Source organism: Nisaea acidiphila (genome assembly GCF_024662015.1).
GTDB classification, from domain to species: domain Bacteria; phylum Pseudomonadota; class Alphaproteobacteria; order Thalassobaculales; family Thalassobaculaceae; genus Nisaea; species Nisaea acidiphila.
Genome location: NZ_CP102480.1, coordinates 2,419,002 through 2,434,888, shown reverse-complemented (window position 1 = coordinate 2,434,888; position 15,887 = coordinate 2,419,002). Strand labels below are relative to the sequence as shown.

Genomic DNA, 15,887 nt, shown 5'->3' with positions numbered 1-15,887 from the left:
GATCAGGCCTCGAAGGAGTCTTCTTCGAGCAGGTTCTTTGAGAGAAGACAGGTCCGAACCCCGTCAAGCGCGGCTTCAAGCGCTTCCTCGAAACGAACACGGGCCGGGTCGAGTATCGATCCGGTCCGTGTCTCGTCACGCAGCAGCGTTTCCAGTTCAGCCGCGGCTGCACTCAGCGCGGTCAGTCCCAGGTTGCCTGCGACTCCCTTGACCTGATGCGCAAGGCGTGCCGCCTCGGCCCCGTCGTTCGCGGCGAGCAGATCCCCGAGCCTTCCGGCTGTGCGCGAATTCTGGCGGCAGAACTCATTGAAGAGGCGCGCGGCCAGTTCGTCGTCGCCGAGAAGATTCTTCATCCGCGCGAACGGCGCGAATTCCTCCGATTTCCCGTCCGGCGCCGCCGCGTCTGTTTCCGGCCTGCCTGATTCCGCCTTGTCTTCCGGCTCGAAGACCATCTGGTCAAAATGACCGGCACGAACGCCGGCAAGCACGTCGTAGAGCTTGTCTTCATCGATCGGTTTTGCGATATGCTCGTTCATTCCGGCTTCGAAACATCGTTCGATTTCGGACATCATCGCGTGCGCCGTTGCCGCGACGATCGGTAGGTCGCCGAATCCAAGATCTTCCCTGATCGCCCGGGTTGCCGCGATCCCGTCCATTTCCGGCATCTGGATATCCATCAGAACGGCGTCATATCCAAGCGGTCCGGCCCTCGAGACCGCGTCCACCGCAAGCCGCCCGTTGCCGACAAGTTCGACCTCGACGCCCGCCCGGCGAAGCAGGGCCTCGACGACCTGCTGGTTGATTGCATTGTCCTCGGCAACGAGAACCTTCATTCCAGCAAGGCTGGCCGCCAAGGGCTGATCGGCATCCTCTTCCAGGGCGCCGTCGGCGCCCAGCACGTTCAACAGCCGCAGAAAACGATCCTGGGCAAACGGTTTCGTGAGAACTCCGCTGGCGCCAGCCTTGAGCGCCTCGTCCGTCAGGCCATCCGCACTTGCTCCCGTAGTCAGCACGATCTTCGGCCGCGCCCCTTCCTCGGGAATCATTTCGCAGATACGGCGGGCCGTATCGATGCCGTCGAGATTCGGCATCAGCCAATCCAGCACAATGAGATCGAAATGCTCCTTGTCGATCCGGTCCAAGGCCGCTTCGCCCGACTCGGCTTCCTGCACCTCGAGGCCAAGAGAGCGCACCATGCCCATAAGCACCAGCCGCGCCGTTTCACTGTCATCGACGACGAGAACGCGCCAATCATGGAACGGCGCGTTTTCCAGATCCGACATATGCGCCGGTCCGGAGGAGATCGTGAGCGGCAGGCTCGCGTGGAACGTGCTTCCCTTGCCGAAGGCACTTTCGACCCAGATCCTGCCACCCATGCGCTCGACGAGATCGAGGCAGATCGAAAGGCCGAGACCGGTTCCGCCATACTGCCGGGTCGTCGAAACGTCCGCCTGCGCGAAGGGTTTGAAAATCTTGTCGCGCTGCTCGGCCGTCATGCCGATGCCCGTATCCTCGACCCGGAAATCCAGTTCGACACTGCGTTCCGTCAGGTTGGCCGGCTGCACGAACAGTTTTACCGACCCGGCTTTGGTGAACTTGACCGCGTTGCTGCAAAAATTCGTCAGGATCTGTGCGATCCTGAGCGGATCGCCATAGAGGTCGAGCGGCGTATCCGGATCGATATGGATTGCGAACTCGAGGCCTTTCTCGTCGGCCCTGTCCCTGGCGAGGCTTCCCACCTGATTGATCACCTGCCTCAGGTTGAAGTCGGTTGCGTCGATCTCCAGTTGACCCGCCTCGATCTTCGAGAAGTCCAGAATGTCGTTAATGATGCCGAGCAGGATCTGCGACGAGGAAACGATCTTGTCGGCGAAGTCTTTCTGCGCCGTATCCAGTTGCGTCCGTTGCAAAAGGCGCCCCAGCCCGACGATGCCGTTCAGCGGAGTCCGGATCTCGTGGCTCATATTGGCAAGGAAGGCGGACTTTGTCCGGCTGGCCGCCTCGGCTTCCTCCTGGCGCTGCTTCAATTCCGTGACATCGACGCGGAAGGACAGAAAGCCCCCATCCGGTGTCTTCGAATCCTGGATGCGGACCCAGCGTCCGTCGGGCAACTCCTGCTCGGTCGCCGGTCCGGGCTCGTGGAACTGCCGCAGCCGCATCGCGACCCACTCCTCCTCGCGGCCCGCCGCTTCCTTGACATCGCCTTCATAGGCCGCAACGCGCAGAATATCCTCAAGCTTCCGGCCCGGAACCATGGTCCGGCGGGTACTTGGATAGAGTTCCAGAAAGCTCTCATTGCAGAGGACGAACCGCATGTCCCGGTCATACAGCACGAACGCTCCGTTCATTGCCTCCAGCGCGATGCGCAACTGCCGCTCGGCTTCGGTCGCCTTTTCTTTCGCTTCGACCAGGACCGCTTCCTGAGCCGCGAGAAACTGCAAGTCGCGGCGTCTACGCTCGTGATATATCCCCAGGCCCGCGACCGGCACTGCAATGGAAAGACCGATGAGCATGACCGGCAGCAGGATCTGCCAATAGACAGAAGACGGCACGATCCATCCGCCCTTCGGCCGTGCCGCCAGAACCCACTCCCCGACCGGCAGATTGACGAGCTGCAGAACAGACTCTCCTTCGAAGAGAGTCTCGTCTCCGAAAAACACCGCGCCATCCATGCCGAGACCGTCACGGCCCCGGATCGCGAGATCGAACGCCATCTTGCCGGGGTCGCGGTCGATTTTCGCCGCGGCGTAAAGTTCCTCCATGTCGATCACGGCGGAAACCAGGCCCCAGAACGATTCCTTTCCGTCCGGCTCTTTAACGAAAACCGGATAGCGGCCGATGACGGCAAGGCCCCCCTGCACAAGTTTAAGCGGGCCTGCCAGGACAAGGTCGCGCGCATCGCGCGCTTTTAACGCCGCCGCGCGTTGCACTTCATTTTTGCGATAGTCGAGCCCGATCGCGCCTTCGTTGCCTTCCAGCGGATAGACGTAACGCAGCACCAGATCCGGCGCAGCGCCGATATTGCGGAGTTGCAGGCGCTTCGTGAATATCCGTTCGCCCATCCGGGCGAAGCGCTCTTCCGTCAGATCCGGATCCGCCGAAACGGCAGCCGCCATCCCGCCCACCAAGCGAACGTTCGCGGTGATCAGGCCTTCCAGCCGGGTCCGCAGAAGGGTGAGATCCTGCGTCAGTTCGATACGGATTTCCGCAAGATGCGTCCTGCGAGCCTCCGCCGAAAGAAAGACCCCAATTCCCACTGCGGCTGCGACAATCATCGCGGCCGGCGCCAGAGCTAATATCCGAACCTTCATTCCGTCTCGTTCAACGGCGCAACGCGCCGGTGCCGGGTTTGAAATAAATCCAAGATTTCCAGGCACTGTGCACAAAGGCGCGTTACCAATCCCTTAAGACTGGATGCGTAGACTACCAACAGGCGTGGAACCGCACGCCCGGGGACGACGCCGATGGATACGGTGTCCGGCCGCTTTCGTCAGGGGCACGGATACCGGTATGTCCCTGAAATTCAATAATTTGCCCCTTCTTAGGCGACTCCAAATAGAGTAGCCTCGGATGCAATGGGGACTGCCTTATGGTCGCGGGAGGAAATCGCATGCGCGATAAGTTGCACACCCTGAAGCAAGAGCTGATCGACAGGCTGATCGCAGATCTGCAGGAACGGATCGCTAAAGACAAACAGGCGGAAGCCGAAAGTTTCGTCCGGCAGTTCTACGCGAACGTCGCGCCACAGGACATCCTCTCGGAAGAACCTGAAGACCTGCTCGGCGCCGTGCTTTCGGTCTGGGAATTCGGCAAACTTCGCGAACCCGGGAAAGCGAAGATCCGGGCCTACAATCCCCGCTTCGATTCGACCGGCTGGCAGTCGCCGCACACGGTGATCGAGATCGTCAACGACGACATGCCGTTTCTCGTGGACTCTGTAACCACGGCCCTGAACTCGCAGGATCTGACTGTCCACCTCGTCATCCACCCGATCTTCGCGGTCGAACGCTCCTCTAAAGGCGAGCTGGAACGCGTGCTTGATAGCGCAGCACCGGGCAACGGGGAGCTCCGGGAATCCTACATGCAGTTTCGCATCTCGGAGCAATCCTCCGCCACGGTGCTTGAGCGGATCGAGCAGGATCTGCATTCGCTGCTTCAGGACGTCCGGTCGTCCGTCGAGGACTGGCGTACGATGCGGGAAAAGGTGCTCGACGTCGTGACCGAGATCGGCGTACGGGAAACCCCTCATAATCGGGAAGAGGTGAGCGAGGTCGTCGATTTCCTGCGGTGGATCGAGGACAACCATTTCACCTTCCTCGGATATCGCGAGCTCGACTATGTCGGCAGCGGAAAAACCGCGAAGATGCAAGTGGTCGACGGCTCCGGTCTCGGCATCCTGCGGTCTCCGGAAGTCGGTGTGTTCGACGGGCTGCGCAACCTCGGCGAGCTGCCCGAGGATGTCCGCGTGTTCCTGACAAGCCCAGACCTGCTGCTGATCATGAAGGCCAATCACAAGGCGCGGGTCCATCGTCCCGTCCATATGGACGCGATCATCGTCAAAAAGATCGACAATCATGGCAAGGTGACCGGGGAACACCGTTTTATCGGTCTGTTCACGTCGGTCGCCTATAACCAGAGTCCGTCCGACATTCCGCTGCTTCGGCAGAAGATCAGCCACATTGTCGCGCGCGCCGGCTTCGCCCCCGACAGCCATAACGGAAAAGCGCTGCTCAATATCCTGGAAACCTATCCCCGCGACGAGCTGTTCCAGGCGACCGAAGACGAACTGCTGACCACCTCGATCGGGATTCTCCATCTCCAGGAGCGCCAGAAGACAGCCCTGTTCATACGGGCGGATCCGTTCGAGCGCTTCATTTCGGCGATCCTTTTCGTCCCGCGCGACCATTACAACACACCCATCCGCGAACGCTTCGCCGACATTCTCGGCAAGGCGTTCAACGGCAGCATCACGGCTTTCTACACGCAGGTCTCGGAATCCGTTCTGGCGCGGCTGCATTTCATTGTCAAAACGGAACGAGGTGCGGTACCCGAAGTCGATCTGGAAGAGCTCGAACACCGGCTCGCCGACGCCGCGCGTTCCTGGTCCGACAAACTGCACCAGGCACTTGTAGAGGCCCGCGGAGAGGAGCGGGGGAACGCGCTGTTGCGCCGTTACCGCAACGCCTTCCCGTCCTCCTACCGCGAGGACTATTCGGCGCAAGGCGCGATCTTCGATATCGACCGGATCGAGGAAACGCTTTCCGACGGACGGCTGGCGATCAACCTCTTCCGGCCCGTCGGCTCCGAGGACCGGAGGCTGCACCTGAAATTCTTTCACCGCGACACACCGGTTCCGCTCTCCGACGTCATGCCCATGATCGAGAATATGGGCGTGCGGGTCTTGAGCGAGCGGCCCTACGAGGTTTCCTCCAAGTTTCTCGGCAACGCCGTCTGGATCCACGATTTCGAGATGCAGATGAAGAGCAGCGGCGCGGTGGACGTCGCGAAGATCCGCAGGCCCTTCCACGACGCTTTCGAAGCCGTCTGGACCGGCAAGATGGAGGATGACGGGTTCAACATCCTCGTGCTGCAGGCGGGTCTGACCTGGCGCGAAGTCGCCATGCTGCGGGCCTATGCGAAGTATCTCCGCCAGGCGGCCTTCACCTTCTCACAGGATTACATGGAGGAAACCCTGGCGGAGAATGCGGCGATCGCGCAGCTTCTAGCTCAGCTTTTCGACGCGCGGTTCGACCCGTCGGTGGAAGACTCGCAACGGATCGCGGAAAGCGAGCGGATTACCGCGGAGATCGAGGCTGCGCTCGACAATGTCGCCAACCTCGACCAGGACCGGATCATTCGCCGCTATCTCAACCTGATCCAGTCCACGATGCGCACCAACTATTACCAGCCGGACGAGAGCGGTTCGCCAAAGCCGTACATCTCCTTCAAGCTCGACAGCCAGTCGATCGACGATCTGCCGCTGCCGCGCCCGCTGGTGGAGATCTGGGTCTATTCGCCGCGTGCCGAGGCGGTCCATCTGCGCGGCGGCCGGGTCGCCCGTGGTGGCATCCGCTGGTCCGACCGGCGCGAGGATTTCCGAACCGAGATCCTCGGTCTGATGAAGGCGCAGCAGGTGAAGAACGCCGTTATCGTGCCGGTCGGCTCGAAAGGCGGTTTCGTGGTCAAGCGCCCGCCCGTCGACGGCACCCGCGAGGAAATGCAGGCCGAGGCGATCGAGTGCTACAAGACGATGATGCGCGGGATGCTGGACATCACCGACAACATCTCCGGCGCGGATATCATTCCCCCCGAGCTAGTCGTGCGCCACGACGAGGACGATCCCTATCTCGTCGTCGCCGCGGACAAAGGCACCGCGACCTTCTCCGACATCGCCAACGGCGTCTCCCAGGATTACGGCTTCTGGCTCGACGACGCCTTCGCCTCGGGTGGGTCGGCCGGCTACGACCACAAGAAGATGGGCATCACCGCCAAGGGGGCCTGGGAATCCGTGAAAAGGCATTTCCGGGAAATCGGCGTGGACATCCAGACCACCGATTTCTCGGTGGTCGGTGTAGGCGATATGAGCGGGGACGTGTTCGGAAACGGCATGCTGCTTTCGAAGCACATCAAACTGGTCGGCGCGTTCAACCATATGCACATATTCTTCGATCCGACGCCCGATGCGGCGAAAAGCTGGGCCGAACGAAAGAGGCTGTTCGATCTGCCGCGCAGCGCCTGGACCGACTATGACGAGAAGCTGATCTCCAAAGGCGGCGGCATCTATCCGCGCTCGGCCAAGTCGATCGACGTCACGGCCGAAATGAAATCAGTTCTGGGCATCAAGGGCGACAAGATCACGCCGAACGACCTGATCCGCGCCATGCTCATGGCCAAGGTCGACCTGCTCTGGTTCGGCGGTATCGGCACCTACATCAAGGAGAGCGGCGAGAACAATCTCGATGCCGGGGATCGCGCGAACGACGCGCTGCGCATCAATGCGAGCGAGGTCGGAGCCAAGGTCGTCGGCGAGGGCGCCAATCTCGGCGTCACTCAACGCGCCCGCATCGAGTTTGCCCTGAAGGGCGGCCGGATCAACACCGACGCGATCGACAATTCCGCCGGCGTGGACTGCTCGGACCACGAGGTGAACATAAAGATCTTGCTTGGCGGAGTGGTCACGGAAGGCGACATGACCCGCAAGCAACGCGACAAGTTGCTGGAGGAGATGACCGACGAGGTCGCCGATCTCGTGCTGAAGGACAATTACGACCAGAGCCAGGCACTCACCATGGCGCAGGTCGAGGGTACTGCCCTGCTCGATGCCGAGACCCGGCTGATCCGCGAGCTGGAACGCAGCCACCTGAAGCTAAACCGGGATGTCGAGTTCCTGCCGGACGACGAAACGCTGGCGGAGCGCATGGCGGCCGGAAGCGGCCTCACCCGGCCGGAACTCGCCGTCCTTCTGGCCTATGCCAAGATGGAACTATACGACGAGATTCTGCCATCGGAACTGCCGGACGATCCGATGCTGGCCGAAGATCTGGTGCGCTACTTCCCGGCGCGCCTGCACAAAGGCCTGTCGGAAGTGATCCGGGAACACAGACTGAAACGCGAGATCATCGCAACCTACGTCTCCAACAGCATGATCAACCGCGTGGGCGCGACCTTCGTAAATGCGGTACGCGAGCAGACCGGCGACGGCTCGCCGGATATTGCCCGCGCCTATATCGTGGCCCGTGACGTCTTTGCGATCCGCCAGCTCTGGTCCGCCGTCGAGGCGCTCGACAACAAGGTCTCCGCCGAGGTGCAGACGGAAATGCTGCTCGACATCAAGCATCTGGTGGAGAGGGCCGCCGTCTGGTTCCTGCGCAACGAGCGCCGTCCGCTCGACCTGCAAAGCCTGACCGGTACCTATATCGAGGGCATCGCGGAGCTGACCCAGGGTCTGGACAAGGTTCTGACCGACACGCATCGCAAGGCCGTCGCGAAGAAAGCCGCGAAACATGAAGCCGCAGGAGTGCCGAAGGAACTCGCGCGCGGGGTCGCCGGCGCCGACATCCTGGTCTCGGGCTGCGACATCGTCCGCCTCTCGCGGCAGACCGGAGAGACCGTGCCGCGCGTCGCGGAAGTCTATTTCGCCCTCGGCAACCAGTTCTCCATCGACTGGCTGCGGGAGCGGGCCGACCAGGTGGTCGCCGAGTCGCACTGGCAGAAAATGGCGGTCTCGGCCGTGGTCGACGATCTCTATAACCACCAGTTCCAACTCGCCCAGAACGTGCTGGCGGAATGCGCAAGCGGCAAGTCCAAGAAGGCTTCCGCCGCCAAGCTGATCGGCAAATGGACGGACTCGCGGAAAGAAGCCTCGGAGCGGATGAGTCGCCTGCTCGCCGATCTGCGGGCGGCCGACGGCGTCGATCTTTCCATGCTGGCCGTCGCCAACGGCCAGTTCCGCTCCCTGCTCGCTCACTAGAGGGGCGGGACCGGAGGTGAGTGCCCCGGAGGCAGGACAGCCGGGCGGCCGGCGGGCGGCCATGTCCTGGTGCCTTTTCGACTGGGCGAATTCGCCGCTGCCGACGGTGATCATCACCTTCGTCTTTTCGGCCTATTTCGCGCGCGGTGTGGTCGGGGACGAGGTCGAGGGCACCGTGCTCTGGAGCCGGGCGCTGACCATCGCCGGCCTCGCGGTCGCGATCCTGGCGCCGGTACTGGGCGCGATCGCCGACCGTTCCGGCCCCAAGAAGCCCTGGATCGCCGGGTTCTCGCTGCTGGCGATCCTCGCAGCGGGCGCGCTCTGGTACGTCCATCCCGATCCCGGCGACACACTGCTGGCCCTCGTCGCGGTCGGCCTGGTGCTGATCGGCACCGAGTTCGCGAACATCTTCTACAACGCAATGCTCGGCGGGATTGCGCCGCCAGGGAAGCTCGGCCGTATCGGCGGCTGGGGCTGGGCGCTCGGCTATCTCGGCGCCATCGTCTGTTTGCTGATCGCGCTCCTCGGTTTCGTGCAGGCGGAGACACCGCCGTTCGGGCTCGACAAGGCGGAGGCGGAGCATGTGCGCGCAACCGCCCTGCTCGCGGCAGGCTGGTTCGTGATCTTCTCGCTGCCGCTGCTGCTCTGGGTGCCGGACGACGAACATACGCCGGCACCGCTGCTGCAAGCCGCCCGCGAGGGCCTGGGGACTCTCTGGCGAACGCTCTGCTCGCTGCGCCATCATCGGGACATCTGGATCTTCCTGATCGCCCGCATGCTTTACGCGGACGGGCTCGCCACGCTCTTCCAGTTCGGCGGACTTTACGCGGCCGGCACTTTCGGGATGAGCTTCGCCGAAATCATCCAGTTCGGTATCGCCCTCAATGTGACCGCCGGGATCGGCGCCTTCCTTTTCGCCTGGATCGACGATTGGATCGGCCCGAAACCGACCATCGCGATCTCGCTCGTCGGACTGATCGGTTTCGGGATCGCGGTGCTCGTGGTGGAGGAGGTGGCCTGGTTCTGGATCTTTGCGCTGGCGCTCGGGATCTTCGTCGGCCCCTCACAGGCGGCGAGCCGCACGCTGCTGACGCAGATGGCGCCGGAAGCGGCGCGAGCACAGATGTTCGGCCTCTACGCGCTCTCTGGTAAAGCAACGAGTTTCCTGGGCCCCGCCCTGCTCGGCTGGGCCACGGTCGCGTTCGACAGCCAGCGCTGGGGCATGGCGACGATCCTGCTGTTCTGGATCGCCGGCCTCGCGCTGCTCGCCTTCGTCAGGCCCGCATCTCCGCACGGACCTGCTGCCTGAAGACGTCGATCGGCACCGTGTTGCCGCCGCGGTCGACATGCCAGAAGGTCCATCCGTTGCAGGCCGGCGCCCCCTGAACCGCCGCACCGACGGAGTGGATCGAGCCTTTGGCGGCATCGGAAACGAGCGAGCCGTCCGGCCGTACCTTGGCGAACCAGCGCTTGCGCTGATCGAACAGCACCTCGCCCGGACGCAGCATGCCGCGCTCGACGATATTGCCGAACGGCACCCTCGGCTCGGTCCGCTTGCTCTCGATCTTCAGCAGGCTCTCGTCCTCGATCCGCTTGACCCGGGCAATCCGGTCCATCGCGATCTCAGCATAATCCTGCTCCCGCTCGATCCCGATGAAACGGCGGCCGAGCTTTTTCGCCACGGCACCGGTGGTGCCGGAGCCGAAGAACGGATCGAGCACCACGTCGCCGGGTTGCGAGGTCGAGAGCAGCACGCGGGCCAGCAGGCTTTCCGGCTTCTGTGTCGGATGCGCCTTGCGCCCATCGACCTTCAGGCGCTCGGAACCGGTGCAGAGCGGCAGCAGCCAGTCGCTGCGCATCTGCTGATCGTCGTTGAACGCCTTCATCGCATCGTAATTGAAGGTGTAGCGCTTGCTCTTCTCGCTCTTGGAACACCAGATCAGCGTCTCGTGCGCGTTGGTGAAGCGCTTGCCGCGGAAATTCGGCATCGGATTGGTCTTGCGCCAGATGACATCGTTCAGGATCCAGAAGCCGAGATCCTGCAAAGCGGCGCCGACACGAAAGATATTGTGATAGCTGCCGATCACCCAGAGCCCGCCATCGTCCTTCAGCACGCGGCGCACGGCCCGGAGCCAGTCATGGGTGAAGCGGTCATAGGCCTGGAACGTCTCGAACTGGTCCCAATGATCGTCCACAGCGTCGACCACGGAATTGTTCGGACGGACGAGTTCGCCCTGGAGCTGGAGATTGTAGGGCGGATCCGCGAAGACCAGATCCACCGAATTCTCCGGCAGTTTGTTGATTTGTTCGATGCAGTCGCCGACCAGAATCTGGTCCAGCGGCAGCCTGATTTGCGCCGTCATTTTTCCGTCCGTGCCAAGGAAAGATCGGCGGAGTCTCCGGTATTCGCGGAATCGCGTCAAGACAGCGATGTCTTTTTACTAAATAGAGTCAAATACTTACGAGATAAACACAAGATCTTGTGTGAGCTGTGGACCATCCGCACGTCTCTAGGGAACCGGAACGATCGAAACGGCTTCGCGGACCGGCCGAAAGGAACGGCGGTGATGCGGCGTCACCCCGAGCTTTGCGAGCGCGGCCAGATGCTCCGCCGTCCCATAGCCCGCATTGCGCTCCCAGCCATAACCCGGGTGCCGTTCCGCAAGCGCCGCCATGATCCCGTCCCGGTGCACCTTGGCGATGATCGAGGCCGCCGCGATGCTGGCCGAGCGTTGGTCTCCCTTGATCACCGGCTCGGCCGGCACCGGAAGCTTCGGCAGACGATTGCCGTCGACCAGGCAATGATCCGGCATGGCGCCGAGCCTGTCCGCCAGGATCTCGACCGCGCGCTCCATCGCGGCGAAGGTTGCCTGCAGGATGTTGATGCGGTCGATCTCCGCGACCTCGACAAGGCCGATGCCGTGCGGGATCGCCTCGCGAAGCTGCGCGGCGATGAGCTCCCGCTTCGCCGGAGAGAGCTTTTTCGAGTCGTTCACTTCTGCGATCAGGGAATCGGAGAAGAGCGCCGGCGGAATGCAGGCGGCGACCGCGACCACCGGTCCGGCGAGCGGCCCCCGTCCGACTTCGTCGATCCCCGCAATCTTCCTTCCGGCCGCCGCCCCGGCGGCAAATTCGAGTGTCAGGTCCGGCAAAAACTCATTCCTGAGATACAAAGTGCGGTTTTCGAAGCTACCCGGTTTACCCTTTTGTTTCATGAGGTTTACCGGGCGGACCACGACCCGGACAGCCCGGGTCCGCCGCCATTTCCGACCCAGACTTACATCAGGGTCCGCCCGAGCGCTACAGATAGGTGCCAGTCCATTGCTACCCCCGAAATATTGTATTGGTGACATGATTCGGCTTGCTCCGGTACGCCGCCGCGCCGAGATAATCGCCGAGGCTGTTACCGGGATATCGACATGCTGGAAGACTGGATTGCCGGCTTTGCCATCTTTGCGCTGACACTGAGCATCACGCCCGGTCCGAACAACACGCTCTTCGCCACGTCCGGGGTGAATTTCGGCATCGCGCGATCGGTGCCGCACATTCTCGGTGTGGCGATCGGTTTCCCTGTCATGATCTCAGCCGTGGCGCTCGGCCTCTGGTCCCTGCTGGAAGCGGTGCCGGGTCTTCTGGAAGCATTGCACTATGCCTCCATGGCATTCCTCGTCTATCTCGCCTGGAAGATCGCAGGCGGCTCCGCCGATAATCTCGGCCGGCCTGCGCGGCCGATGCGGTTTCACGAGGCGGCCGCGTTCCAGTGGGTCAATCCGAAAGCCTGGCTGATCGCCGCCGGCGCCATCACCACCTTCGGCGGCGCCCTCGCGGACGGATCTTCGGCGATCGCGGCGCGCCTGCCCGTCATGTGCATCCTGTTCTTTGCCGCGGTGATCATCTCCGGCTTCACCTGGGCCGGGATCGGCGCGGGTCTTTCCCGCTGGCTGCAGGGCACGCGGCTCCGGATCGCGAATATCGCCCTCGCCCTGCTCCTGCTTTCCTCGCTCTTCCTCGCCTGAAGATTCTCAAAGCAGGCTTAACTGATCGCCCTTGCGCGGCGGTACCCGGAACCGATCGGTCCGGAGCGGCGGAAATTTCGAGGCGAGGCCGAGACGCTTCTTCGCCACTTCGAAACGGCGGTGGATCAATGCTGCATAAGGTCCTGTCCCGCGCATGCGCTCGCCCCATTCGGCGCGGTAGAGAGCTCCGTCCCGCGTCTGCCGGATCAGCGAATAGACCCGCTCCGCCCGGTCGGGGAAGTGCTCCTCCAGCCATTCCAGGAACAGCTCCTTGATTTCCAAAGGCAGCCTCAGAAGGATATGCCCCATCCCGCGCGCCCCCGCTTCCGCCGACGCCTCGACCAGCGCCTCGATCTCCCCATCATTGATCGCCGGGATGATCGGAGCGGCGAGCATGTGCACCGGAACGCCTTCCGATCTCAGCGCATGCACCGCATCGAGGCGGCGCGAGGGAGTTGCCGCCCGCGGCTCCATGATCCGGGCGAGATCCCGGTCGAGCGTCGTGATGCTGATCGCGACAGAGGCGAGGCCCCGTGCCGCCATCGGCGCCAGGATGTCGATATCGCGGGTCACCAGGGCGGATTTGGTGACGATGGAGAGGGGATGGCCGAACTCCGAGAGCACCTGCAAGATCTCGCGGGTGATCCCACGCTCCTTCTCGATCGGCTGATAGGGATCCGTGTTGGTGCCCAGCGCCATCACTTCCGGGCGGTAACCGGGCTTTCGGAGCGCTGCATCCAAGAGACCCGCGGCATCGGGCTTCGCGAGCAGCCTGGTCTCGAAATCGAGACCCGGTGAGTAACCGAGATAGGCATGGGTCGGGCGGGCGAAACAGTAGATGCAGCCATGCTCGCAGCCGCGATAGGGATTGATCGAGCGGTCGAAGGGCACGTCGGGCGACTGGTTGCGGGCGATGACGGTGCGCGAGGCATCCACCGAGACCTCCGTCTTCGGCCGCGCCTCCTTGTCCCAGTCTCCCGCGCTGCCCTGAAACGGATTGTCGCCCGGCCAGGCGCCAATCACCCTTTCCCGCCGCTCCCGTTCGAACCGGCCGGTCTGATTGGTGACGGCGCCCCGGCCCTTCAGGGGGGTGCGGAAAAGGATCTCTGGATCCGCCGCATCCGGCATATGTCGCTCTGTCTCGACCATGTCCGGATGGTAGAGCAAGGAATGGAACAAAACAAGAACAATCAGGCTTCCCCGTCGGGATCCTCTTCGCCGATGCGGTGCTCCTCAAGGCGCTCCGCCTGCTTTTCGCGCCGTGTGGCGGCAGCCTCGTCTTCCGCCCGCTCGGCTCGACTCCGGCCGAATTTCGAGCGGTTTTCCTCGGCCTTGCGCGCCTCGTCCGCGCGGGCCTTGCGTTTTCGGTGCTGCCGCAGATTGACTATCTTGGCGCTCATCCGTGCCTCCGGATTTGCCTGATGCCGCCCGGGCTCACTCCAGCTCCAGCCGGTCGGGGCCCAGCCACTCGCCGCGCACCCGCTCCATGGTCTCGCGCCGGACCATCGCGCGCAAGCGCTCCAGCACACCTTTCAGCATCCGTTCCCGCTGTCCGTCTCCGCTGCGCGAGACCTGGGCCTCGTTTTCCGCGTACCATTTGCAGCCCCAGGTCGTGGTCCTGAGCCAGGTCAGCCGCCGGAACGGCAGCAGCCAGGGCTCAAGGGATCGCGCGAGCGAAGGCGGTACCGCCGTCATGTAGGTTTCGTAGAATTCCACGACATCGTCGCGGCTAACCTCTCCGCTCACATCCGGATCCCAGGTCACCGAGGTATGAAGCGAGGCATGGGCGAGATCGATCGCCGGGCTGCCATACTGGGTCTTCTCCATATCGACGAAGATCGCCCGCCCATCCTTCTGCAGCACGTAATTGCCCGGATGGGTGTCGGTCAGCACCAAGGTGGGCGGCAGCGGCGTCTCGCCATGCTCGGCAGCAAAGGACCGGGCCCATTTGCACTCTTCTTCCAGGATCGCGCGGGCATCCCGTCCCGCGACAAGGGCGGGCACAAACTCGGCCTGCGCCTCGATCAATCCCACCAATGCCTCGATCGGTCGGACCACGCGGGGCAGCGGGGCCGTCTTTTCCGGCACCGGAAGCCGGTGCACGCTCGCGAGCGTCTCTGCGATCTCGCGCAGGTCACGGGGAAGCTGCGCCGGCTTGCCCTCCACCGCATCCACGACAAGCGCCCCGTTCGGCAGCCGCGGACACGGGTCGAGCAACCAGTGAAGCTCCGGCGTGTGCCGACTGGGCGCCGCACGGCGGAAACTCTCCGCCTGAAGAAAAAGCGCTTCTTCCGGCGTCATGTCGCGCCGCGCCAGACGCGGCACCCGGGCAAGCAGGCGCCGGCCTTTCCAGGCCCGGTCGCCGAGCAGGACATGGTCGTGGGTCAGGCCGCGTGCCGGCAGCTTGATCAGATCTTCGAGAGCGAGCCCATGGAAGATATTGAGCTTCATCAGCTCTGCGTGGAGATTGCGCAGATCGAGATCGGTCGTCATGGCCGCAAGAACTCTTAAATGGTCTATTCTGGTCTGCCGGTCACCGGCGGAGCGTCCCTCGGACCCTCTGTTAGCACAGCGGGCGAAGTTGCGGAAAAATAAGGTCGAGTCTTGGTTAAGTCCGGCGCATCGAAAGAAGAGGATCTCTGGCGCGTACCGCCTCCTGGTGCCTTCGGGCCGCTCGACGAACACGGCCGCCGGCTCGGCGCGCCCGCGCCGGATCTCAATCTGAGCGTTGTGATCCCCTGTCTGAATGCGGCACGCGGTCTGCAGCGCACGCTCGACGCACTTGCCACCTCCGCTCGCTCCGGATTTACGCCGGAGGTCGTTGTCGTCGATGGCGGCTCCACAGACCGAACGAGGGAGATCGCCCTCGAAGGCGGCGCCCGGGTCGTCGAGGCGCCGCCAGGGCGCGGACAGCAACTCGCCGCCGGCGCCCGAGCGGCCAAGGGAGACTGGCTGCTGTTCCTGCATGGCGACACTGCGCTCGACCGGGGCTGGGCGGCGACTGTCATGGTCTTTGCCAGCAACGACCGCAACCGGGAGCGAGCCGCGGTCTTCAGCTTCGCACTCGACGACGACAGCCGGGCGGCACGGCGCCTCGAGGCCATGGTGCGCTGGCGTAACCGCTGGCTCGGCCTGCCTTATGGTGATCAGGGCCTGCTGATCCACCGGCGCTTTTACCGCCGGCTCGGCGGCTTCAAGGAGATTCCGCTGATGGAGGATGTCGACATGATCCGCCGCATTGGCATAGGCCGCCTTGCCATTTTCGACGTGAAGGCGATCACCTCGGCCGAGCGCTATGTCCGATCCGGCTATCTGCGCCGGGCGCTGCGCAACCTTTTCTGCCTCACCCTCTTCTTCTGCCGCGTTCCGCCGCGCCTGATCGCCCGTATCTACAGCTGAGC

The 15,887-nt window shown here is 63.2% G+C and carries 10 protein-coding genes; 4 read left to right on the top strand and 6 right to left on the bottom strand.

The window, feature by feature from the left end:
- Positions 1 to 2 precede the first annotated feature (2 nt).
- Positions 3 to 3,311 carry a response regulator gene (locus NUH88_RS11185; protein ID WP_257766492.1) on the bottom strand — a complete coding sequence of 1,103 codons (3,309 nt, stop codon included), beginning with the start codon at positions 3,309 to 3,311 and terminating at the stop codon, positions 3 to 5.
- A gap of 299 nt (positions 3,312 to 3,610) precedes the next feature.
- On the opposite strand from NUH88_RS11185, the gene NUH88_RS11180 reads away from it, so the two are divergent.
- On the top strand, positions 3,611 to 8,470 hold the full coding sequence (locus tag NUH88_RS11180; protein WP_257766491.1) for an NAD-glutamate dehydrogenase: 4,860 nt from the start codon (positions 3,611 to 3,613) through the stop codon (positions 8,468 to 8,470).
- A gap of 16 nt (positions 8,471 to 8,486) precedes the next feature.
- Positions 8,487 to 9,779: an MFS transporter gene (locus tag NUH88_RS11175; protein ID WP_257766490.1), complete on the top strand. Its 1,293-nt coding sequence runs from the start codon at positions 8,487 to 8,489 to the stop codon at positions 9,777 to 9,779.
- Here NUH88_RS11175 and NUH88_RS11170 read toward each other — a convergent pair.
- The gene (locus tag NUH88_RS11170) at positions 9,745 to 10,833 is read right to left on the bottom strand and encodes a site-specific DNA-methyltransferase (RefSeq protein ID WP_257766489.1); all 1,089 of its coding nucleotides are present in this window, start codon (positions 10,831 to 10,833) and stop codon (positions 9,745 to 9,747) included. The genes NUH88_RS11175 and NUH88_RS11170 overlap by 35 nt on opposite strands.
- Before the next feature lie 147 nt (positions 10,834 to 10,980).
- The gene (gene rnhB, locus NUH88_RS11165) at positions 10,981 to 11,622 is read right to left on the bottom strand and encodes a ribonuclease HII (RefSeq protein ID WP_257766488.1); all 642 of its coding nucleotides are present in this window, start codon (positions 11,620 to 11,622) and stop codon (positions 10,981 to 10,983) included.
- A 267-nt stretch (positions 11,623 to 11,889) separates the two neighbouring features.
- On the opposite strand from rnhB, the gene NUH88_RS11160 reads away from it, so the two are divergent.
- Complete coding sequence (locus tag NUH88_RS11160) at positions 11,890 to 12,486, top strand: LysE family translocator (RefSeq protein ID WP_257766487.1); 597 nt, start codon at positions 11,890 to 11,892, stop codon at positions 12,484 to 12,486.
- Between the two features lie 6 nt (positions 12,487 to 12,492).
- Here NUH88_RS11160 and NUH88_RS11155 read toward each other — a convergent pair whose 3' ends face one another.
- The 3 genes from NUH88_RS11155 to NUH88_RS11145 all read right to left on the bottom strand — a co-directional run bounded on the left by NUH88_RS11155 (position 12,493) and on the right by NUH88_RS11145 (position 14,979).
- Positions 12,493 to 13,614 carry a PA0069 family radical SAM protein gene (locus tag NUH88_RS11155; RefSeq protein WP_257766486.1) on the bottom strand — a complete coding sequence of 374 codons (1,122 nt, stop codon included), beginning with the start codon at positions 13,612 to 13,614 and terminating at the stop codon, positions 12,493 to 12,495.
- Positions 13,615 to 13,676: 62 nt separating this feature from the next.
- The gene (locus tag NUH88_RS11150) at positions 13,677 to 13,886 is read right to left on the bottom strand and encodes a DUF4169 family protein (protein ID WP_257766485.1); all 210 of its coding nucleotides are present in this window, start codon (positions 13,884 to 13,886) and stop codon (positions 13,677 to 13,679) included.
- 34 nt (positions 13,887 to 13,920) lie between these two features.
- On the bottom strand, positions 13,921 to 14,979 hold the full coding sequence (locus NUH88_RS11145) for a phosphotransferase (RefSeq protein WP_257766484.1): 1,059 nt from the start codon (positions 14,977 to 14,979) through the stop codon (positions 13,921 to 13,923).
- A 111-nt stretch (positions 14,980 to 15,090) separates the two neighbouring features.
- Between NUH88_RS11145 and NUH88_RS11140 the strand changes: the two genes are divergently transcribed.
- Positions 15,091 to 15,885: a TIGR04283 family arsenosugar biosynthesis glycosyltransferase gene (locus tag NUH88_RS11140; protein WP_257766483.1), complete on the top strand. Its 795-nt coding sequence runs from the start codon at positions 15,091 to 15,093 to the stop codon at positions 15,883 to 15,885.
- Positions 15,886 to 15,887: the final 2 nt, after the last annotated feature.

What these genes read in the sequence shown, in the direction of transcription:
- NUH88_RS11170 (WP_257766489.1), bottom strand. Translation starts at nt 10,833, where the DNA reads ATGACGGCGCAAATCAGGCTGCCGCTGGACCAGATTCTGGTCGGCGAC.
- NUH88_RS11150 (WP_257766485.1), bottom strand. Translation starts at nt 13,886, where the DNA reads ATGAGCGCCAAGATAGTCAATCTGCGGCAGCACCGAAAACGCAAGGCC.
- NUH88_RS11185 (WP_257766492.1), bottom strand. Translation starts at nt 3,311, where the DNA reads ATGAAGGTTCGGATATTAGCTCTGGCGCCGGCCGCGATGATTGTCGCA.
- NUH88_RS11145 (WP_257766484.1), bottom strand. Translation starts at nt 14,979, where the DNA reads ATGACGACCGATCTCGATCTGCGCAATCTCCACGCAGAGCTGATGAAG.
- NUH88_RS11160 (WP_257766487.1), top strand. Translation starts at nt 11,890, where the DNA reads ATGCTGGAAGACTGGATTGCCGGCTTTGCCATCTTTGCGCTGACACTG.
- NUH88_RS11180 (WP_257766491.1), top strand. Translation starts at nt 3,611, where the DNA reads ATGCGCGATAAGTTGCACACCCTGAAGCAAGAGCTGATCGACAGGCTG.
- NUH88_RS11155 (WP_257766486.1), bottom strand. Translation starts at nt 13,614, where the DNA reads ATGCCGGATGCGGCGGATCCAGAGATCCTTTTCCGCACCCCCCTGAAG.